The organism is Bartonella sp. CM120XJJH, assembly GCF_042194715.1.
Lineage (GTDB): Bacteria > Pseudomonadota > Alphaproteobacteria > Rhizobiales > Rhizobiaceae > Bartonella.
In genome coordinates this window covers 80,474-100,609 of record NZ_JBHINE010000006.1, presented here as the reverse complement: position 1 = coordinate 100,609, position 20,136 = coordinate 80,474, and the positions used below count along the sequence as shown (strand labels likewise).

The window sequence follows — 20,136 nt, the reverse complement described above, 5'->3', positions numbered from 1 at the left end:
CAGCAGCTTACATAAATAAAGGGAGAAAATTTGATGGAATTTTTATATCATTATGGATATATCGCGCTTAAGCTGGCTGTAGGTCTTGTTGCCTTCTTATTTATTTTAAGAACGACGGGGCGGGGGAGTCTTAGTCAGATGACACCCGTTGATTTGGTCAGTAATTTTGTCATGGGAGGTATTATTGGAGGCGTTATTTATAATCAGAATATTAGTAGCCTTCAATTATTGCTTGTTTTATTCATCTGGCAAACCTTGATTACATCTTTTAATTTTTTTGCACGCTATTCAGTTTTTTTTCGTCGTCTTATTGCAGGGCGGAATGTCACATTAGTTTTAGATGGAGTTTTCCAAATGGATAAGATTAAGAACTTAGGGATCAATATTAATGATCTCATTACGATGTTACGTCTTAAAGGGTGTCACTTACATGAAGCTGCTTTTGTTCGTTTGGAAACCAATGGTGATTGCACTGTCATTAAAAAGGACGAGGGAAAGAAATCGACGATTTTAATAGAAAATGGTGAAGTTATTGATGATGGACTTAAAGAGATTGGTAAAACCAAAAAGTGGCTTCAGGCAGAATTGAAAAAAAAGCATGTAAAAGTTGAAAATTTGTTTGCAGCAGAGTGGTATGAAAATACAGATCAAAATAATAAATTGTATAGTGGATTATTTCTTGTTCCTTTTTCAAAAACAGTCTAACTTCAAATAACAAGTGGGGATAGCTTATTGGAAGCGTAATGAAGAGATGAGCCTATAAACAACCGCAAGGGGGTATTTTGCCTGTTTGTGCGGATGATAGAGAAGTAAGGACTTTATGAAACGCAATGAAATGACAAAAACTGTATCATCAGATACAGGGAAAACTCTGCACACACTTTACAATTTATGGCCCTATATGTGGCCAGCAGGTCGGCGTGATCTAAAAATGCGTGTGCTATGGGCAGTATTTTATCTTGTTTTGGCTAAGCTCGTTCTCATATCTGTACCGTATTTCTTTAAATATTCTACGAATGTGCTTGATTCAAGCTTTCAGCTACCTGAATGGTTTCCATCCAGTTGGATTATTCCCATCATGCTCGTTTTGGCATACAATGTCGCGCGTATTATGCAGGCTGGATTAAATCAATTACGCGATTCCCTTTTTGCTACTGTTGGTCAATACGCTGTTCGTCAATTAGCTTATAAAACCTTTGTACATATGCATGAGTTATCCTTGCGATTTCATTTGGAACGCCGAACAGGCGGGCTTTCTCGTGTGATTGAGCGTGGAACAAAAGGAATTGAAGCGATCGTAAGATTTTCAATTCTTAGTACAGTACCGACAGTTTTAGAATTTATATTAACGGCACTGGTATTTTACATAAGTTATGGGTGGCATTATCTTCTCATCGTTGTTGCAACGGTTGGATTATATATCTTGTTTACCATTAAGGCGAGTGATTGGCGTATTCGTATTCGGCAAAAAATGAATACAGCGGATACTGAGGCGAATACTCGCGCTGTTGATTCTCTTTTGAATTTTGAAACGGTCAAATATTTTGGTAATGAAACTCTAGAAGCCGATCGATTTGATGCTTCTATGGTAGGTTATGAAAAAGCCGCAACAAAGATTTGGACATCGTTAAGCTGGCTTAATTTTGGTCAGACTCTTATCTTTGGTCTTGGAATGACGGTCATGATGCTGATGTCAGCTTATGAAGTTTTTTATAAGACACAAACTTTAGGAGATTTTGTTTTTATTAATGCACTTTTAATGCAACTTTCCATTCCACTGAATTTTATTGGTTCAATGTATCGTGATATTCGACAAGGTCTAACGGATATTGAAGCAATGTTTGATCTTTTAGATGTTCAGAAGGAGATCGTTGATAAATCGGATGCTAAACCGTTAGAGATAAGCGATGGGACCATTTGTTTTCATCAGGTAAAGTTTTCCTATGATTCAAGACGTCAGATTCTCAGAGATATTGATTTTGAAGTTCCTGGAGGAAAAACAGTCGCCATTGTTGGTCCATCGGGTGCCGGTAAATCCACTATTTCTCGGTTGCTTTTTCGGTTTTATGATGTTGATGCGGGCTCTATCACAATTGATGGGCAGGATATTCGTGACGTAACACAAAAGAGTTTGCGTGAAGCGATTGGCATGGTCCCACAAGACACGGTGTTATTTAATGATACAATTGCCTATAATATTTGCTATGGGCGTCCAAGTGCTACAGATGAAGAGATGCGCAAAGCTGCTGAAATGGCACAAATATCAAAATTTATTGAAATTTTACCGGAAGGTTTTCAGTCTATGGTAGGGGAGCGAGGTCTCAAATTATCAGGTGGTGAAAAACAACGTGTGGCTATTGCACGGACACTTTTAAAAGCTCCCCCACTTCTTATTCTAGATGAAGCAACGGCAGCTCTTGATACGGCGACGGAACAGGAAATTCAACAAGCATTGGATATTGTAAGCCGTGGACGTACAACATTGATTATTGCTCACCGTCTTTCTACTGTTATCAATGCTGATGAAATTTTAGTTCTTAAAAGTGGTCGTATTATTGAAAATGGGACGCATACAGAGCTTTTACGTAAGAAAGGTTTATATGCTTCAATGTGGAATAAGCAGCTTGAAGCATCGAAAGCTGAAGAAAAATTACGTAAAATGCGTGAAGAAGATGAGACGAGTGCTGTTAATCGTAAAAAATAAATAGAGCAAAATGTAATCTATATCTTTATATGGAGTGATTGATTAAATACATAAAAAGACACAAGAGGAACAAAAAGATTTGTTGCTTGTTTAAGTTTACGATGAATAGGAAATTATATGAGTATTCTGCAATCTTTCCATAATAGCTTTGTATCGGTTCACAAAGAAGGTTATCCTTTTATTGTAGCGTTTTTTGTTATTTCGCTCATTCTTGGTTGGATATGGAGTCCGTTATTTTGGTTTGGTCTCATTCTCACGGTGTGGTGTATATACTTTTTCCGTGATCCAGATCGTGTGATACCTTTGAATTCAAATTGGGTTATGTCGCCTGCAGATGGGCGTATTTCATTTGTGGAATCATGTGTTCCACCTGAAGAATTAGGATTAGGGAAAGATGAAATGATCCGTATTTCCATTTTTATGGATGTTTTTTCATGCCATATTAATCGTATTCCTATCAGTGGTACAGTAGAGTCTATCGTTTATCATCCAGGTCGATTTACCAATGCTGACTTTGATAAAGCTAGTCAGTTTAATGAGCGTAATGGGGTAGTAATTGATAGCAAACATGGTAAAATTGGTATCGTACAAATAGCAGGAATGGTTGCACGCCGGATTGTTTGCTGGTCAAAAGAAAACGATGCCGTTATAACTGGTGAGCGATTTGGATTGATTCGTTTTGGTTCTCGCCTTGATATTTATATACCAACCGAACTGAAATTGCGTGTTGCAGTTGGACAGACAGCAATTGCTGGAGAGACAGTTTTGGGTTCTTTTGATGATAAGAGTGCCACAACGGACTTCAGATACGATTAGGACTCACAATGAAAAATTTTTCGCCATTTTCTTCATTCAATCCTGAGGGGCAGCATGATGATCCTGAGGGCCCGCATGATGATGTTGCAAATCAGCGGCGTTCACCTACATCAATGCGGTATGTTATTCCAAATATCATTACCATTTTAGCAATTTGTGCAGGAATGAGCAGCATTCGTTTGGCTTTTGAACATCGCTATGAAGCTGCTATTTTAATGGTGCTTTTGGCCGCAGTTTTAGACGGTGCTGATGGTCGCATTGCCCGTTTAATAGATGGTAGTTCATCTTTTGGGGCACAGATGGATTCTCTTGCTGATGTTGTAAATTTTGGTGTTACCCCTGCACTTATTGTTTATTCCTTTATCTTGAATCAAGCAAATCACATTGGTTGGGTTGCTGCCCTTGTTTATTGTGTTGCTTGTTGTTTGCGATTAGCACGTTTTAATGTGATGTTGGATAACACCAATATACCTAAGTGGCAGAAAAGTTATTTTGTTGGGGTTCCAGCACCAGCAGGAGCATTACTCCTTTTATTGCCTACCTATTTAGGCACTCTTGGTTTGGTTCCCAATTGGGGGTGGGCATTATTTTTTAGTCTTTATACTGTAATTATTGCTTTTCTTTTGATTAGTCGTTTACCAGTATGGAATGCAAAAACAATTGATCAAAATTTAAGGCGCGATATCGTTATACCGTGCATGTTGGTCATTGTTATTTATGTCGGTTTTCTTGCGACTTACACATGGGAAACTTTATTGATTACAGCTGTTAGCTATATGATTTTTCTCCCCTGTAGTTTTATCGCTTATAATAAACGTGCTACTTTAGAAGAGAAAAAGGCTGATGCTAAAGCTATCCAAGAATCATAAAGTGCTTCATTCTTCTATCGAGAAGCACAGGAAAAAGAGCGAGTCAAACGATTTACTTCTCATATGATGATCAATCAGGTACGTGATAATCTACAAACCGATTTTTATGGACATTAAAGAGCTTTCCAGTTTCATTTAAATCAGGTGATAACAAATGTACTATCTTTTTTGCGACCTCTTGTGGTGAAGGGAGAGTTTGTGGATCTTCACCGGGCATAGCTTCAGCGCGCATGGCAGTGCGTGTGGCACCAGGGTTGACACAATTAATCTTAATAGGGGTTTGTTTAAGTTCTTCTGCCCAACAGCGGGCAATCACCTCTAAAGCCGCTTTAGAGGCTGCATAAGCTCCCCAGAAAGGGCGCGCAGCATGCGCAACGCTTGAGGATAACAGGATGGCTCGTCCAGCATCAGATTCACGTAATAAAGGCTCAACGGCTTTCATTAAGCGCCATTGGCTGAAAAGATTTATTTGAAAAACATCTTCAAATACCGTGTTTTCTATATGCGCTATTGGGGAGAGTGTTCCAAGAATTCCTGCGTTTGCAACGATAATATCAAGTTTTTTCCAGCGTTTGGCAATTGAGATAGCAAGAGTATCGATGTTTTCCATATGATGTAAGTCAAGGGGAACAAGGGTTGCATGAGCCCCTTTTTCTCGGATTTGATTATCTAATTCAGTAAGTCCACTGACTGTTCGTGCAAGAGCAATAATATGAGCGCCGCGTGCAGCAAGCTCGAGTGCCAAATAATAACCAATCCCTCTTGATGCGCCAGTAACAAGTGCAACACGCCCATGGAGACTAAAGTCACGTTTTGTCATCATTAATCTCTTGTTTTAAGAACAGATGATTGATGAATTTTGGAGAGATTTTCTTGATCAACCAGATGCGTAGGATAATATCCAGTAAAATAATGGTCAGTAAATTGCGGATCGGCGTTATTCCGTTTTTCCCCTGTTACAGCAAGATATAATCCATCCGTTGAAAGAAATTCTAATGAATCCGCTCCAATAAACTCACACATAGATTTTAAATCTGGATATTGATTTGCTAAAAGGTTTTCAGCTTTAGGTGTATCAATACCATAAAAGTCAGGATAAAAAATCATAGGGCTAGAAATGCGCATATGAACTTCTTTTGCTCCTGCATCGCGAAGCATTCGTACAATTTTAAGGGATGTTGTTCCACGTACAATAGAGTCATCAACCAGAATAACACGTTTTCCTTCAATCACAGGACGGTTTGCCGAATGTTTTAACTTGACACCAAAAGCGCGAATTTGTTGTGTTGGTTCGATAAAAGTGCGACCAACATAGTGATTACGAATAATACCAAGCTCGAAGGGAATTCCAATTTCTTGTGCATAGCCAATTGCGGCAGGCGTCCCTCCATCAGGAACAGGAACCACAACATCACCCTCACAAGGGGCTTCCTGTGCTAAATGGATTCCCATATTTTTGCGTGTTGTATAAACACTTCGCCCTCCAACGATTGAGTCTGGGCGGGCAAAATAAACATATTCAAACAAGCAAAGTTTTTCTGGTTTTGTATTTTCTGGTTTTATAATTTTTTTCGTAATTTCCCCATTTTTTTGTATTTCACATATGATGATTTCTCCATTTTTAACATCACGGACATATTTTGCTCCAATAATATCAAGAGCACATGTTTCAGAACAAAAGATAGGCTTACCATCAAGTTCCCCCATCACGAGAGGTCTAATTCCTGTTGGATCGCGTGCCGCAATAAGCTTTGTACGTGTGAGCGCTAACATAGCATACCCACCTTCTACTTGCCTAATCGCATCAACAAAACGATCAGAGGACGATTCATAACGTGAACGGGCAATAAGATGGAGAAAAACTTCTGAATCTGACGTTGATTGACAGATAGCACCAGAAGCGATGAGTTCACGGCGTAATGTGAGACCATTGGTAAGATTACCATTATGCGCAATAGCAATACCTCCAACTTTTAATTCAGCAAAAAGGGGCTGAACATTGCGTAATGCCACTTCTCCAGTTGTTGAATAACGGGTATGTCCGATAGCACGATTTCCTGGTAAGCGTGCAAGTGTTGTGGGGTTTGTATAGTGATCACCAACAAGACCTAAATGCTTTTCTTGATGAAATATTTTATTATGGTAAGAAACAATCCCAGCCGCTTCTTGCCCACGATGCTGAAGTGCGTGGAGTCCAAGGGCTGTTAATGTTGCAGCATCTTCATGCCCAAGAATACCAAAAACTCCACATTCTTCATGAAGGGTATCATCATCTAATGAAAATTCTTGACAGAAAACATCACTTTTTATCATCATATTCTTTCAGTTGTGATACGGAGGAATCATTAATATCACATTTTACATCATTTAGTTCTCTCTCCTCATGAAAAACTATTCTCTATTTTTTAAAATTATCTTTTCATGAGAGTGTTTCTCATACGTATGTTTATTGCTGTCTTTAAACAAATTTTCTGCCTTTTCAAGAACAGATCCAATATCTTTTGGGAGTATTTCCCAAACTTTTTGTCCCAATGAATCTAAAATAGGCCTTGTTTTTGCATTTTTTAACCAATTCGCTTGAAGCTCAGGTTTAATCAGTGCATTAATCAGCAACATACCGATGACCATGATCAGTAAACCACGAAGTGCTCCAAAAATAAAACCAATAGCACGGTCAAGGATACCAATTCGACTATCAATAATAAAATCAGAGATCTTCATTGTAATAATTGAAGTAATAATGAGAACAATAATAAAAATTGTGACTAATGTTGTGATCAATGCAATCATTTTATTAGAGAGATAGTGTTCAAAGAAAGGTAAGACAGGTTTGAATAAAAACAGTGTCGTAACAGCTGCAACTGCCCAAGAAATCAACGATAACACTTCACGTGAAAAGCCTCTAAGCATAGCAAGAAAAGCGGACAACAGGATGATTACTACGACAATTCCATCAAGGATTGTTATGATCATTTGTTTGTTCCTTATACATAAAATTGTGTTCTTTTAAGTCTGTGCGCAAATATGTTTTTTGTTATGCCATTTTTTGTTCTTATAGCAAGGATCTTTTGTATTTTATAGAGTTTTTTCTATATTATCATATCTGTGGTGCAGATCATTTTTTACTTACGGTAAGAGTAGCAACGAGTTCGGGAAGGTCGGAGAAAGTTTTTTGTTGAAAATTGGGCGACTTCATCATTTCGGTTGTTGTTGTGGGGTGAAAGGCTCCTTGAAAGCCGAGTTTTTTTGCTTCATTGATGCGCTGTGCTGAATGTGAAACAGCGCGGGTAGCTCCTGAAAGACTGACTTCACCAAAATATACATAATCCGTTGGCAATGCGATATTGGCAAGAGAAGATACCAAAGCAGCGGCTACAGCTAAATCAGCAGCGGGTTCTGATATGCGATATCCACCTGCCACGTTCAGATAGACATCATGCTGTCCAAAACGAATGCCACAATGGGCTTCTAAAACGGCAAGAATCATAGAAAGACGATTTCCATCCCATCCGACAACCGCACGTCTTGGTGTTCCAAGGGAAGAAGGAGCAACAAGCGCTTGAATTTCCACGAGTATCGGGCGTGTCCCTTCCATTCCTGCAAAAACAGCAGCGCCTGGGGCTTTTTCATTACGTTCCCCTAAAAATAATTCGGATGGATTTATCACTTCGCGTAATCCTTTATCAGACATTTCAAAGACACCAATTTCATCTGTTGGTCCGAAGCGATTTTTTACAGTTCTAAGAATGCGATAATGATGTCCTCCTTCACCCTCAAAATAGAGAACGCCATCAACCATATGTTCAACGACCCGAGGACCAGCAATTTGTCCATCTTTTGTAACATGCCCAACAAGAACAACGGCAGCACCTGTTTTCTTGGCAAAGCGGATCATTGCCTGAGCACCGATACGTACTTGTGTGACAGTGCCAGGTGCTGAATCTGCTGTATCTGACCATAGGGTTTGAATCGAATCGATAATCACCATATCAAGGTTTTTATGTTCGCTTAAGGTTGCCAGAATATCTTCAACATTGGTTTCAGCAGCAAGTTTCACCTCTGTATTGTTAGCTTCAAGCCTTTGCGCGCGCAGACAAATTTGCGCAATAGCCTCTTCACCTGAAACATAGATAACATTATATCCTTTGCGTGATAAAGCAGCAGCTGTTTGTGTCAGCAATGTTGATTTACCAATACCCGGATCACCTCCAACAAGGAGTGCTGATCCACGAACAAAGCCCCCACCGGTAACACGATCAAGTTCAGCAATACCAGAGTGAATACGTGGAGCATCTTCGATATTTCCAGAAAGAGATGTGAGTGTGACAATGCGTCCTTTACGAACATTTTTCTTAGGACCGCTTCCGATGCCGCCATTTATAGTTTCTTCGATAAGGGAATTCCATTCTCCACAAGCACTACATTTTCCCGCCCAACGAGAATGGATAGTTCCACAATTTTGACAGATAAATTGAACACGATTACGCACCATGTTGATTTAACCAATTTGCTCTGGAAGATAATTGCTATCTGCCAGATCACTAAATCGTGTGAAATCAGATTGAAAGGCAAGGGGCACGATCCCTGTTGGTCCATGACGCTGTTTCGCAATAATAACATCAGCTTTTCCCATAATTTTATCCATCTCATCCTGCCATTTTGTATGTTCCAAAGTGCCTAATTTTGGTTCTTCGTTTTTGAAATAATATTCTTCACGATAAACAAACAGAACGATGTCGGCATCTTGCTCTATTGAACCAGATTCACGTAAATCTGAGAGTTGTGGACGTTTATCTGTTCTATTTTCTACTTGACGTGAAAGTTGAGAGAGAGCGATAATAGGAACATTCAATTCTTTAGCTAATGCTTTTAATCCTGTGGTAATTTCTGTGATCTCTTGAACACGATTTTCTGATGAACGCTTTGAACTGCTTGTCATGAGTTGGATATAGTCAATAAACAAGATATCTAAACCATGTTGTCGCTTGAGACGCCGCGCACGGGCAGCTAATTGCGTAATTGATATTCCCCCAGTTTGATCAATATAAAGTGGTGCCTTTTGTAGTTGGTTCACCGCACGAATAATTTTTGAAAATTGTTCATCTGAAATATTACCACGCCGAATATCAGAAGAAGAGACTTCTGTTTGTTCAGAAATAATACGTGTTGCAAGCTGTTCTGAGGACATTTCAAGTGAAAAGAACCCTACAATGCCACCTTCATTTTCTTGGATATTGGCATTACGATTATAAGCATTAGCAATATTAAAGGCAATATTGGTAGCTAGTGAGGTTTTACCCATACCAGGGCGTCCCGCAAGGATAATTAAGTCAGATGCTTGTAATCCTCCCATTTTTTCATCAAGTGTTTTAATATGGGTGGCTATCCCGGATAATTGTGAAGAGCGCTTTTTCGCAGCACTTGCCATATCGATAGCTTTTTTGATAGCCTCATTAAAATTTTCAAATCCACCTCCATATTTCCCTTTTTCTGCTAGCTCGAATAACTGATTTTCAACAGTTTCAATTTGTTGGGTAGGCGTGAGCTCCACAGGAGCATCAAAAGCTGTATTGACAACTTGAGTTCCAAGGTTAATCAAAGACCGTCGGATAAAAAGATCATAAATGACGCGTCCATAATCTTCAGCGTTAATAATAGTGACTGCCTCTGTGGCTAAGCGAACAACATATTGGTATACAGTAATATCTCCAATTTTTTCTTCCATTTGGATATAGGGCTTTATTGTAACTGGATCTACACGCTTTCCTGTTTTAATAAGGTGAGATAAAACATGATAAATTTTTTGATGCAATGGTTCAAAAAAATGTTCTGGTTTCAGAAAATCTGAAACGCGGTCAAGAGAATCATTGTTGATAAAGATGGCACCAAGCAATGCCTGTTCAGCTTCAATATTATAAGGAAGTTGCCGAAAAGAAGGAGAATCTTCTTTTTTTGAAGAGCCTACATTAACAACGTTAGTTTCTTCCATAATATTTTTCCACTAAAAATCTAAGTCTAGCTACTTTAGGCGATAAATTGAAAATCGTATAATTAAAAGAATAGAGCGACAAATCTTCATTTTAAGTTAAGATTATATAATTTTTCAAACCCCTCGTTTCGTTGCTCATTGATCATTTGTGTATTATTTATGTTACGTCTATCTATTTTATTTTATAATACGTGATTTTAAAGTGGAAGTTTTGCTACTCTAAATTTAAGTATTTTGAAGTTACATGACCTAAAAATTCCAATATCTGTGTAAGCAGAATTACTTTTTTATAACTGAAATTATTTCAGATCATGTGAGGATACAATCAACTTACCGCTCATACAAGCCTTACCCTTAAAGGTGGAACTTTAAATTATTTTTGCTTTATATGCTGGAAAAAAAGATATTTCCTCTTAGTGATATTATTTATTCTCAGCATGTAATGCCTTTAAATAATATATTTCTAATTCCTTCATAAAAATTAGGTTCTTTATGTGTGATAGCCATAAAATACTCACTTTTAAAGTGTGAGTATTTTATGAGCAATATTTAAAATGGAATAAAAAATATAAAACAGAAAGCAAAAATAGCAATTAAGCTTCTTGATGAGAACTGTTTATATCGTTGTCGTTAATTTCTTCTTCCAATAATTCTTCCTGATTTTCTTCTAATAATTCTTCTTGAATATTATATATTTCTTTAGCCGAAGTGAGAGTTTCACCTTCTGCTTGGCGTTGTGCTTCACTGGTAGAACGTGCAACATTAATAATCACAGAAATTTGAACCTCAGGATGTAAGCTAAGAGTGATAGTGTGAAGACCGATCATTTTTATTGGATGGTTAAGTTCTATTTGATTTCTCCCAATAGAAAAGCCTTCATCTGTTATAATTTCAGCAATATCACGTGTTGAGACAGAACCATAAAGTTGTCCTGTTTCACCAGCTGAACGAACAACAATGAATGATTGTCCATCAAGTTTTTCAGCAATTTTTTGCGCTTCGCTTTTGCGTTCAAGATTACGTGCTTCAAGTTGTGCACGTTGTATTTCAAAATGTTTTTTATTAGCTTCATTTGCGCGTAAAGCTTTACCTTGAGGCAAGAGAAAATTACGTGCATAACCATCTTTAACTGAGACAATATCACCCATCTGACCAAGACGAGGAATGCGCTCAAGTAAAATAATATCCATAGTTTTTCCTTTCGAACAAATAAATTTAGTGGAGTTTTTTGCGTGATTGAAAATTGTATTGAATAGCAGCCCAAATTCCCATCAAAATCATCATGAAAGAAATAGGTGGAGTAAAAACAACTGTTAAAATAGCAATATAAACAAGAGAAAGTATAATAATCCGACCGTTTACCCCTTTTGTAATATTGTGAAGATATGCTAGACCGCTAATTAATATGATGACAGTGTATGCAGTACTAAAGACACAGGCACTCAAGTTAAGAGAAGCGCTCAACTCAACCATCGATGCTATGCAAACAATAATGAAAATAACAATTCCAGAAATTGGAAGGCGGAGAGTTTGGCTCCAATCATCACGGGGTCTTTTCAGCCATTTCATGTGTTGTGCTGCTATCATGGAAAAGTAAAGGTTACCAATGAGAAAAACCAAACTATAAATAGTCAAAGAAACAGCAGTAAAAGTTGCTGTATGCGTTATTAAAAACTCACTAAAAGCGCGTATATCGGCTTCTTTTATTGTCTGTGATTGTTGCAGAGTTTGTGCTATGTTTTCGGTGATTTTTTTTGCAATGAAGGGTGTGGAAGGACGGGTTTGAACATAGAGCCCAATGAAAGTTGCTATAAGAGCGATAAAATTAGTTAAATGAAAAATAACCGATGATAATGGATACCATATTAGTTCGTTTTCTTTTTGCGCTGGACGTGCAAGCCCAAGAAGCCAAGAAGCATAGACAGCAGGAAGGAAAAATAACAACATAAAGCCAAGAGCAATATAGGCATTAGTGGTTACGATAAGAACAATAGTGGCACTTATGAGGGCAATGAGACTGGCTAATGTTCCTTGACCGAACGCAACAATAAAAATTGGCAATGAAAGAAAGCAGCCAAGAAGAAGAGAAAAGGGGGGCACGACATTTGCAACACTGATGATTGCCATTCCTATCACAACAGCAAATAATCCTGCCAAAATACCGGTTAATATCTCATAGGTACGATTTTTTTTCATTTATTGCTGTCCTGCTTTCTGCAGTTAGGGGCATGTCAATACCCCAACTTTGACATTCAATAGCTTAACATAGGATATAACAAGCTATTTTTTAACCATATAAGAAAGGCAACTGGAGAAACTCTCCAGTTGCATAGCGTATTATCGTTTACTTTATAACGTACGGAAGTAAGCCTAAAAAGCGAGCACGTTTGATAGCATTAGCTAATTCACGCTGTTTTTTCTGGCTAACAGCAGTAATCCGTGAAGGAACAATTTTTCCACGTTCGGAAATATAACGCTGTAACAACTTGATGTCTTTATAATCAATTTTAGGAGCGTTTGTCCCTGAAAAAGGACATGTTTTACGACGACGATTAAAGGGACGACGTGCAGAGTTTTGATTAGTATCAGTCATCATTCTACCCCTTCTATAGCATTTTCACGTTGACGACGTGGAAAACGAGGACGCTCTTCATCGTGTCCAATATGACTATTGCGATCAAGGTGTGAGAGCATAGCAGATTTTTCTTTTTCGTGTTTTTCTACGCGAATAGTCATATAACGCAAAATATCCTCATTGATGCGCATCTGACGCTCCACTTCAGCAATTGCTGAAGCTGGTGCATCAATATTGACCAAGACATAATAAGCTTTACGGTTTTTACGAATACGGTAAGCAAGAGGACGAAGTCCCCAATTTTCTATACGCCCAACTTTCCCACCATGCGCTTCAATGACACCTTTGTAGAGACTCAAAAGTTCATCAACTTGCTGCGGTGCAATGTCTTGTCGGGCAAGGAACATATGTTCATAAAGAGCCATTGTTTTGCCTTTCTTCAATTAAATCTTACCGGTTTTAGCGCAAAGCCTCTGCGACTTGTCTTTTTGGGAAATCCAAAGAAGAAAGGACGCGTTTACAATTTGAGACATCCGAGAGCGGAGACACGGGAGGCCGGAAACATTGTATTTCCTACTGATATTTTACAGCCCTCCGTTCAACCTCCAGCTAAAGTGCCGGCAACGAATATTTCATATCTACAGGTTATCTTTTAAAATAGCAAGTTTATGCACATAAAAAAATTGATTTGTTAAATCTTGATATATTTCCCTCTTCTATAAAAAGATAGCACTGTAACATAAAGGAGAGAAAAATGGACTTTTTAAACCAGATTGATGTTACACTCTTTAAAATGTTTGTCGACGATCATCAAGCTTGGTCGATTGTGATTTCGTTTAGTATTTTTTGTGCAAAGTTTTTAATTTATATTATTCCTCTCCATCTTTGTGCGTTGTGGTTTTGTGGTGGGGAAAGAGAACGACGTGTCGCGCTAAGCATTTGCATGAGTATTTGTGCGGCTCTTTTCACAGGTTATCTCATTTCTCTTTTTTATTTTCGTCCTCGCCCATTCGTGGTAGGGCTGACGACACCGCTTATTCAACATCGTGCAACAGCTTCTTTTCCTAGTAATCATGCCTTGACCATTGCGTCTTATGCAGCTAACTTTTATTTTTACCAATACAAAGTTTCTTTTAAATTTGCCACGGTGTTTTTGTGCTTGATCTGTTGGGCGCGCGTCTTTGTGGGTGTACATTATCCCTTTGATATTTTAGCAGGTGCAATTTTAGGAAGTCTCATAAGTTTGGGTGTTATTCAGTTTATAGCACCCTATTTTCCTAAGTTTTTATATCAAATTCCGCCCTTAAAATATAATTTTAAGTGTGGTATTCGTTTTAAATAAAGGGCTTTATCTTGATTTGTGCGGATGAATAAGGTCAAAAGAAAATAATTTAATTGTACAATTTTAGGAGTTGATAAATGGGTGCAGCTTTTATTTTTCCAGGGCAGGGGAGTCAACTTGTTGGTATGGGAAAGGCGCTTACAGAGCAATTTATTGCCGCACGGATGGTTTTCGAGGAAGTTGATGATGCTTTGGGTGAGAAATTATCAAAGATTATTTTTGAAGGACCAGCAGATGTTTTAACGTTAACAGCAAATGCACAACCGGCATTAATGGCTGTATCCATGGCGGTCATTCGTGTGATGAAACAATTAGGGCTTCGTATAGAAGAAAAGGTAAGGTTTGTTGCGGGGCATTCTTTAGGCGAATATTCGGCTCTTTGTGCTGCTGGCACATTTACTCTCACAGATACGGCAAGACTTTTGCGTATTCGTGGCAATGCTATGCAGGCTGCTGTCGCGGTTGGTGAAGGTTCTATGGCAGCACTGATTGGTTTGGAAGAGCACATTGTGGAAGAAATTTGCGAAACTGTTTCTGGAGAAGGACTATGTCAGATTGCCAATGATAATGGTGGTGGGCAAATTGTTATTTCCGGTAAAGCAAAAGCAGTTGAGGCAGCGGTAGAGATTGCATCAACAAAAGGTGCAAAACGTGCACTTCTTCTTCCAGTTTCTGCACCTTTTCATTCATCTTTAATGCAACCTGCTGCTGATGCCATGAAGAAAGCACTTTTGACTGTTAACAAAATTCCCCCTATTGTTCCTTTGATTGCCAATGTTTCTGTTGCACCTGAGAGCAATCCAGAGCGTATTACTACTCTTCTTGTTCAACAAGTGACTGGAAGGGTGCGGTGGCGTGAAACGATAGAATGGATCGCTGCTAATGGGGTTGATACGCTTTTTGAAGTTGGTTCTGGAAAAGTATTAACAGGTTTAACGCGCCGTATTAACAAGGATATAAAGGGGGTAACAATTGGAACAGTTGATGAAATAGAATCAGCGCTAGGCATACTTGGCATTTAATCTATAAGGAGTAAAAAATGTTTAGATTAACAGGGCGTAAAGCTCTTGTAACGGGGGCTTCAGGAGAAATTGGTGAGGCAATTGCACGCTGCTTTCATGCACAAGGAGCCATTGTTGGACTTCATGGAACACGTGAAGAAAAGCTTAGAGAAGTGGCTGCAGAATTAGGGCAGAATGTTTTTGTGTTTCCCGCTAATCTTTCTGAACGCCAATCGATTAAACAATTGGCTGAAGTTGCAGAGAGAGAAATGGATAACGTCGATATTTTGGTTAACAATGCGGGAATCACTAAGGATGGTCTTTTTGTGCGTATGCAAGATAAAGACTGGGATGATGTTTTAGAAATTAACCTAACAGCTGCTTCTCTTTTGACGCGTGAATTAATACATTCTATGATGCGCCGCCGTTATGGAAGGATTATTAACATTACATCTGTTGTTGGTGTTGTGGGAAACCCTGGACAAACGAATTATTGTGCTGCAAAAGCAGGCTTGATAGGTTTTTCTAAAGCATTGGCACAGGAAATTGCTTCGCGAAACATTACTGTCAATTGTATTGCTCCAGGATTTATTAAATCTGCAATGACAGACAAGCTTAATGAAAAGCAAAAAGAAGCCATTATGGCTGCAATTCCAATGAAGCGTATGGGAAGTGGGCAAGAAATAGCCGCTGCTGCTGTTTATTTAGCAAGCGATGAAGCAGCCTATACGACAGGTCAAACACTCCATATCAATGGTGGAATGGCAATGATTTGAGTATTTATTTTATTCCACATTGATTTATGAGTTGTATTATTTTAGATAGTAACGATTGAAATAGAAAGATGCATCTATTTCTTTAATATGGTCGTTGATCAATTGATGTCGAAATGTCAGATTGGTTCATTTTGTAGGGGATATCCACAGGATGTTTTAAATCATTACTAAAATCTTTTAAAGTAATGTATCTATTGCTTGATTAGATGAACCGATATAGTTAACCAAATTATAGGAAAATATAAATTCGAGGATTTCAACATGAGTGATACAGTAGAGCGCGTTAAGAAAATTATCGTGGAACATCTTGGGGTTAATGCTGATAAAGTTGTAGAAAATGCAAGCTTTATCGATGATCTAGGGGCTGATAGCCTTGATACGGTTGAACTCGTTATGGCTTTTGAAGAAGAGTTTGGGGTAGAAATTCCAGATGAAGCTGCTGAAACGATTTTCACAGTTGGCGATGCAGTCAAGTTCATTGATAAAGCTTCTGCGTGATTACTAAAGGGCAAAGGCATAAATTGCTTTTGCCTATATTCTTCGGAGCTCTTCTGAAAAGAGAGCTTTGAGAGATGAAGTTTGGTTCAAGGTTAGAAGTTATGAGACGTGTTGTTGTTACTGGTTTAGGATTGGTATCTCCATTAGCTGGTAATATTGAATATAGTTGGAAACGACTTCTTGAAGGAAGAAGTGGTGTCCGACGTATCACTGAGTTTGATGTGTCAGATTTGCCATGCCAGATTGCTGCGCGCATCCCCTTAGGGGATGGAACAGAGGGGACCTATAATGCTGATTTGTATATGGAACCTAAAGAGCAACGTAAAGTTGATGCATTTATTGTTTATGCAATGGCTGCTGCCAACCAAGCGCTTGCAGATGCCGAATGGTTTCCTAAGAGTGATGAAGATCAGATTTGTACAGGTGTGTTAATTGGTTCGGGAATTGGAGGAGTTGAGGGCATTGTTGAAGCTGGTTATACGCTTCGTGATAAGGGACCACGTCGTGTTTCTCCTTTTTTTATTCCAGGTCGTTTGATTAATCTTGCTTCTGGTTATGTGTCTATTCAATATGGTTTACGGGGGCCTAATCATTCTGTTGTAACGGCTTGTTCGACAGGGGCGCATGCGATTGGTGATGCGGCACGTTTAATTATGTTTGGTGATGCAGATGTCATGGTGGCAGGGGGGGCTGAATCTCCGATAAATCGGATATCTCTTGCAGGTTTTGCGGCGTGTAGAGCTCTTTCTACTTGTCGCAATGATGATCCTGAACGGGCGTCACGCCCTTATGATACTGATCGTGATGGTTTTGTGATGGGGGAAGGAGCGGCAGTTGTTGTTTTAGAAGAGCTGGAACATGCCCAAAAACGAGGAGCGCGTATTTATGCTGAGGTTATTGGCTATGGTTTATCCGGTGATGCTTACCACATTACAGCGCCTTCAGAAAGTGGTGAAGGGGCTCAGCGTAGTATGATAGCTGCTCTTAAGCGTGCACAGGTGCATGTGAGTGAACTTGATTATATTAATGCTCATGGTACATCAACGATGGCTGATTCCATAGAGCTAGCGGCTGTTGAGCGTGTTTTAGGGAATTATGCACCACAAGTTTCTATGTCATCAACGAAATCATCTATCGGGCATTTACTTGGTGCTGCCGGTGCTGCTGAGGCTATTTTTTCTGTTCTAGCTATACGGGATAATATAGCCCCAGCGACACTTAATCTTGACAATCCATCGATTGAAACAAAAATCGATCTTGTACCACACAAACCGCGTGAACGAAAGATTGATACGATTCTTTCTAATTCTTTTGGATTTGGTGGAACAAATGCATCGTTGGTGATGCGACGTTTTAGGGGATAATAAGTATTTTTATTTAATTTCTGCTTTTGAGTTTTCACCTTTATTATAAGGTGAATGAGAAATTATAATATTGTCCTTAATCGCTATTGAGGAGTTATGTCCAATATGGAAAATTATTAAAGGACGTAAGTGATTCCTCTTCAAACCATTGAGCAGATAGTTATGACATGTTAATACATAAAAAACGAAAGAAATCATCTATCGTCCGTAATCCGTTGGTTATTCTCGGTCATTTTTTTCTTATGCTGATTGTGATTATTCTTTTCGCCATAAGTATTCCTCTTTATATTGGAAAGAGTATTTTTGAAGAAAAGGGAAAAATTGAGGAAGAACAAATTGTTCTTATCCATCCTGGTACCGGAATTCGTGAAATTGCTTCATTGCTAGAAAAACGTGGTTTCATTCGATCATCAGATATTTTTGTTTATGGGGTTGGTTATCACCAAAAAACAACGCATCTGAAGGCTGGTGAATATTTAATTCCGGCTCATGCTTCGATGCAGGATATTATGGATATTCTTGTGAAAGGAAAATCTATTGAGTATACATTTACAGTACCTGAAGGTTTAACGGTTCAGCAAGTTTTTGATCGATTAGCTGCGAATGAAATTTTGATTGGAGACCTTCCAAACATTTTGCCTCCAGAAGGCTGTTTAATGACGGATACTGTTCGTTTTATTCGGGGGACAACGCGTAAAGAGATTGTAAACAGATTGCGTGAAGGACAGACAAAATTAATTCATGCTATATGGGCTACGCGTTCCCCTGATTTACCTATTAAATCAATTGATGAATTCGTTATATTAGCCTCAATTGTTGAGAAAGAAACAGGCATTGCAGCAGAAAGACCAATGGTTGCTGCGGTATTTTATAACCGCCTTACAAAGCATATGCGTCTTCAATCGGATCCAACAGTAATTTATGGTCTCTTTGGAGGAAAAGGAAAACCATCCGGTCGTGCGATTTATCGTTCAGATCTTGAGAAGGAAACACCATATAATACTTATAAAATTAATGGGTTGCCCCCAACAGCTATTGCAAATCCAGGTCGAGATTCTTTGAAAGCGGTGGCACATCCACCAAGCAGTGATGCACTTTATTTTGTTGCTGATGGTTCAGGAGGGCATGTTTTTTCTCGAACTTTAGAGGAACATAATATGAATGTTCGCAAGTGGCGAGAATTAAAGGCAAAACATTGAATTTATAATGATAACACATTTTTTTTGCATCGTAAATGAGAATCCAAAATATAGTAAAATTTTTCTATTTAAACTTTTTATGAGAATGATAAAAAATCATTTTCTTGTCTGTCATAAGTGAGATTAGCATATGGATAAAAATATTTAAAAAAGCAGTGAATATACTGCTCAATAACTTATCTCAAAAAAGAGCAGAATAACATCGAGAATTGCTAAGAAAACACATTGATTAGGGGAAAGATTGAGATAATGTATAATTCAAATTTTGGAGAAACATTTATGAACAAAGTAGAGTGATGTAATGACAGTCTTTGAAAGTAAATTGAGTGCTATAAAAATAAATCAGCGCCGCGGTTTTTTATTTATTCTCTCTTCACCTTCAGGTGCTGGTAAATCAACAATTTCTCGATTACTTCTAAAAGATGGACAATTAGAGCTTTCCGTAAGTATGACCACAAGGAAAAGGCGTCCTAGTGAAGTAGATGGACTGCATTATCACTTTATTTCAAAGGAAGAGTTTGAATATAAGCGTAATAGAGATGAATTTATTGAATGGGCAGAAGTTCACGGAAATTATTATGGCACTTTACGTGAAACTGTTGAAAACGCACTAAGTACTGGCCGTGATATGTTATTTGATATTGATTATCAAGGTACCGAACAGTTGCAAAAAAAGATGCTAGGGGACACTGTATCTGTTTTTATCCTTCCACCATCAATGAAAGAGCTTGTTTCGCGTTTACATCGTCGAGCAGAAGATAGTCAAGATATCATCAATTTACGATTGGAAAATGCACGAACGGAGTTAAAGCATTGGCGTTCTTATGATTATGTTGTGATTAATGAAGATTTAGATCAGTCTTTATCTTTTATTAAATCAATTTATTTGGCTGAAACCGCAAAACGCGAGCGCTGTTCTTATCTTGGTTCTTTTGTTGATGGGCTTATTGCTGAAAAGATCGATAAATGTCTTGATTAAAAAAGATTGCATAACAAAAAGTGC

At 38.3% G+C, this 20,136-nt stretch carries 19 protein-coding genes and 1 pseudogene; 11 read left to right on the top strand and 9 right to left on the bottom strand.

Translation table 11 applies throughout. From position 1 onward, the window contains the following. Positions 1 to 33 precede the first annotated feature (33 nt). The 4 genes from ACFIKU_RS04315 to pssA all read left to right on the top strand — a co-directional run bounded on the left by ACFIKU_RS04315 (position 34) and on the right by pssA (position 4,389). Positions 34 to 705 carry a DUF421 domain-containing protein gene (locus ACFIKU_RS04315; protein ID WP_375641511.1) on the top strand — a complete coding sequence of 224 codons (672 nt, stop codon included), beginning with the start codon at positions 34 to 36 and terminating at the stop codon, positions 703 to 705. Between the two features lie 115 nt (positions 706 to 820). Further along, the gene (locus ACFIKU_RS04310; RefSeq protein ID WP_375656784.1) at positions 821 to 2,704 is read left to right on the top strand and encodes an ABCB family ABC transporter ATP-binding protein/permease; all 1,884 of its coding nucleotides are present in this window, start codon (positions 821 to 823) and stop codon (positions 2,702 to 2,704) included. 117 nt (positions 2,705 to 2,821) lie between these two features. Then, entirely contained in the window at positions 2,822 to 3,520 is a 699-nt protein-coding gene (locus ACFIKU_RS04305; protein ID WP_375656783.1) for a phosphatidylserine decarboxylase, read from the top strand. 8 nt (positions 3,521 to 3,528) lie between these two features. Further along, positions 3,529 to 4,389, top strand: a complete 861-nt coding sequence (gene pssA / locus ACFIKU_RS04300; protein ID WP_375656782.1) for a CDP-diacylglycerol--serine O-phosphatidyltransferase — start codon at positions 3,529 to 3,531, stop codon at positions 4,387 to 4,389. 70 nt (positions 4,390 to 4,459) lie between these two features. Here the strand turns inward: pssA and ACFIKU_RS04295 are convergent, their stop codons facing one another. From ACFIKU_RS04295 to rpsF, 9 genes are all read right to left on the bottom strand, one after another. Then, positions 4,460 to 5,209 carry an SDR family NAD(P)-dependent oxidoreductase gene (locus tag ACFIKU_RS04295; RefSeq protein ID WP_375641507.1) on the bottom strand — a complete coding sequence of 250 codons (750 nt, stop codon included), beginning with the start codon at positions 5,207 to 5,209 and terminating at the stop codon, positions 4,460 to 4,462. Positions 5,210 to 5,211: 2 nt separating this feature from the next. Next, positions 5,212 to 6,705, bottom strand: coding sequence for an amidophosphoribosyltransferase (gene purF / locus ACFIKU_RS04290; protein ID WP_375641506.1), 1,494 nt, complete (start codon positions 6,703 to 6,705; stop codon positions 5,212 to 5,214). 75 nt (positions 6,706 to 6,780) lie between these two features. Next, a complete protein-coding gene (locus tag ACFIKU_RS04285; protein WP_375641505.1) occupies positions 6,781 to 7,362 on the bottom strand; it encodes a CvpA family protein in 582 nt (193 codons plus the stop codon). A gap of 142 nt (positions 7,363 to 7,504) precedes the next feature. Then, positions 7,505 to 8,881 carry a DNA repair protein RadA gene (gene radA, locus ACFIKU_RS04280; protein ID WP_375656781.1) on the bottom strand — a complete coding sequence of 459 codons (1,377 nt, stop codon included), beginning with the start codon at positions 8,879 to 8,881 and terminating at the stop codon, positions 7,505 to 7,507. Positions 8,882 to 8,887: 6 nt separating this feature from the next. Further along, positions 8,888 to 10,378 carry a replicative DNA helicase gene (locus ACFIKU_RS04275; RefSeq protein WP_375656780.1) on the bottom strand — a complete coding sequence of 497 codons (1,491 nt, stop codon included), beginning with the start codon at positions 10,376 to 10,378 and terminating at the stop codon, positions 8,888 to 8,890. A gap of 593 nt (positions 10,379 to 10,971) precedes the next feature. Beyond that, the gene (gene rplI / locus ACFIKU_RS04270; RefSeq protein WP_375641502.1) at positions 10,972 to 11,568 is read right to left on the bottom strand and encodes a 50S ribosomal protein L9; all 597 of its coding nucleotides are present in this window, start codon (positions 11,566 to 11,568) and stop codon (positions 10,972 to 10,974) included. A gap of 25 nt (positions 11,569 to 11,593) precedes the next feature. Next, the gene (locus ACFIKU_RS04265) at positions 11,594 to 12,574 is read right to left on the bottom strand and encodes a hypothetical protein (protein WP_375656779.1); all 981 of its coding nucleotides are present in this window, start codon (positions 12,572 to 12,574) and stop codon (positions 11,594 to 11,596) included. A 148-nt stretch (positions 12,575 to 12,722) separates the two neighbouring features. After that, a complete protein-coding gene (rpsR, locus tag ACFIKU_RS04260) occupies positions 12,723 to 12,971 on the bottom strand; it encodes a 30S ribosomal protein S18 (RefSeq protein WP_375641500.1) in 249 nt (82 codons plus the stop codon). Continuing rightward, complete coding sequence (gene rpsF / locus ACFIKU_RS04255; protein WP_273723850.1) at positions 12,971 to 13,378, bottom strand: 30S ribosomal protein S6; 408 nt, start codon at positions 13,376 to 13,378, stop codon at positions 12,971 to 12,973. Before rpsF ends, rpsR begins: the two co-directional genes overlap by 1 nt. Before the next feature lie 329 nt (positions 13,379 to 13,707). Here rpsF and ACFIKU_RS04250 point away from each other — a divergent pair, with 329 nt between their 5' ends. The 7 genes and pseudogenes from ACFIKU_RS04250 to gmk all read left to right on the top strand — a co-directional run bounded on the left by ACFIKU_RS04250 (position 13,708) and on the right by gmk (position 20,112). After that, on the top strand, positions 13,708 to 14,295 hold the full coding sequence (locus ACFIKU_RS04250; RefSeq protein WP_375641499.1) for an undecaprenyl-diphosphatase: 588 nt from the start codon (positions 13,708 to 13,710) through the stop codon (positions 14,293 to 14,295). Between the two features lie 77 nt (positions 14,296 to 14,372). After that, a complete protein-coding gene (fabD, locus tag ACFIKU_RS04245; protein ID WP_375641498.1) occupies positions 14,373 to 15,317 on the top strand; it encodes an ACP S-malonyltransferase in 945 nt (314 codons plus the stop codon). Positions 15,318 to 15,334: 17 nt separating this feature from the next. Beyond that, the gene (gene fabG / locus ACFIKU_RS04240) at positions 15,335 to 16,072 is read left to right on the top strand and encodes a 3-oxoacyl-[acyl-carrier-protein] reductase (protein ID WP_375656778.1); all 738 of its coding nucleotides are present in this window, start codon (positions 15,335 to 15,337) and stop codon (positions 16,070 to 16,072) included. 261 nt (positions 16,073 to 16,333) lie between these two features. Next, positions 16,334 to 16,570: an acyl carrier protein gene (locus ACFIKU_RS04235; RefSeq protein WP_004860281.1), complete on the top strand. Its 237-nt coding sequence runs from the start codon at positions 16,334 to 16,336 to the stop codon at positions 16,568 to 16,570. 101 nt (positions 16,571 to 16,671) lie between these two features. Then, positions 16,672 to 17,934 carry a beta-ketoacyl-ACP synthase II gene (gene fabF, locus ACFIKU_RS04230; RefSeq protein WP_375641557.1) on the top strand — a complete coding sequence of 421 codons (1,263 nt, stop codon included), beginning with the start codon at positions 16,672 to 16,674 and terminating at the stop codon, positions 17,932 to 17,934. A gap of 86 nt (positions 17,935 to 18,020) precedes the next feature. Next, positions 18,021 to 19,133, top strand: a pseudogene (gene mltG / locus ACFIKU_RS04225) (endolytic transglycosylase MltG). Between the two features lie 301 nt (positions 19,134 to 19,434). Then, positions 19,435 to 20,112, top strand: a complete 678-nt coding sequence (gene gmk / locus ACFIKU_RS04220; protein ID WP_375641496.1) for a guanylate kinase — start codon at positions 19,435 to 19,437, stop codon at positions 20,110 to 20,112. Positions 20,113 to 20,136: the final 24 nt, after the last annotated feature.

What these genes read in the sequence shown, in the direction of transcription:
- ACFIKU_RS04315 (WP_375641511.1), top strand. Translation starts at nt 34, where the DNA reads ATGGAATTTTTATATCATTATGGATATATCGCGCTTAAGCTGGCTGTA.
- ACFIKU_RS04310 (WP_375656784.1), top strand. Translation starts at nt 821, where the DNA reads ATGAAACGCAATGAAATGACAAAAACTGTATCATCAGATACAGGGAAA.
- ACFIKU_RS04305 (WP_375656783.1), top strand. Translation starts at nt 2,822, where the DNA reads ATGAGTATTCTGCAATCTTTCCATAATAGCTTTGTATCGGTTCACAAA.
- pssA (WP_375656782.1), top strand. Translation starts at nt 3,529, where the DNA reads ATGAAAAATTTTTCGCCATTTTCTTCATTCAATCCTGAGGGGCAGCAT.
- ACFIKU_RS04295 (WP_375641507.1), bottom strand. Translation starts at nt 5,209, where the DNA reads ATGACAAAACGTGACTTTAGTCTCCATGGGCGTGTTGCACTTGTTACT.
- purF (WP_375641506.1), bottom strand. Translation starts at nt 6,705, where the DNA reads ATGATGATAAAAAGTGATGTTTTCTGTCAAGAATTTTCATTAGATGAT.
- ACFIKU_RS04285 (WP_375641505.1), bottom strand. Translation starts at nt 7,362, where the DNA reads ATGATCATAACAATCCTTGATGGAATTGTCGTAGTAATCATCCTGTTG.
- radA (WP_375656781.1), bottom strand. Translation starts at nt 8,881, where the DNA reads ATGGTGCGTAATCGTGTTCAATTTATCTGTCAAAATTGTGGAACTATC.
- ACFIKU_RS04275 (WP_375656780.1), bottom strand. Translation starts at nt 10,378, where the DNA reads ATGGAAGAAACTAACGTTGTTAATGTAGGCTCTTCAAAAAAAGAAGAT.
- rplI (WP_375641502.1), bottom strand. Translation starts at nt 11,568, where the DNA reads ATGGATATTATTTTACTTGAGCGCATTCCTCGTCTTGGTCAGATGGGT.
- ACFIKU_RS04265 (WP_375656779.1), bottom strand. Translation starts at nt 12,574, where the DNA reads ATGAAAAAAAATCGTACCTATGAGATATTAACCGGTATTTTGGCAGGA.
- rpsR (WP_375641500.1), bottom strand. Translation starts at nt 12,971, where the DNA reads ATGACTGATACTAATCAAAACTCTGCACGTCGTCCCTTTAATCGTCGT.
- rpsF (WP_273723850.1), bottom strand. Translation starts at nt 13,378, where the DNA reads ATGGCTCTTTATGAACATATGTTCCTTGCCCGACAAGACATTGCACCG.
- ACFIKU_RS04250 (WP_375641499.1), top strand. Translation starts at nt 13,708, where the DNA reads ATGGACTTTTTAAACCAGATTGATGTTACACTCTTTAAAATGTTTGTC.
- fabD (WP_375641498.1), top strand. Translation starts at nt 14,373, where the DNA reads ATGGGTGCAGCTTTTATTTTTCCAGGGCAGGGGAGTCAACTTGTTGGT.
- fabG (WP_375656778.1), top strand. Translation starts at nt 15,335, where the DNA reads ATGTTTAGATTAACAGGGCGTAAAGCTCTTGTAACGGGGGCTTCAGGA.
- ACFIKU_RS04235 (WP_004860281.1), top strand. Translation starts at nt 16,334, where the DNA reads ATGAGTGATACAGTAGAGCGCGTTAAGAAAATTATCGTGGAACATCTT.
- fabF (WP_375641557.1), top strand. Translation starts at nt 16,672, where the DNA reads ATGAGACGTGTTGTTGTTACTGGTTTAGGATTGGTATCTCCATTAGCT.
- gmk (WP_375641496.1), top strand. Translation starts at nt 19,435, where the DNA reads ATGACAGTCTTTGAAAGTAAATTGAGTGCTATAAAAATAAATCAGCGC.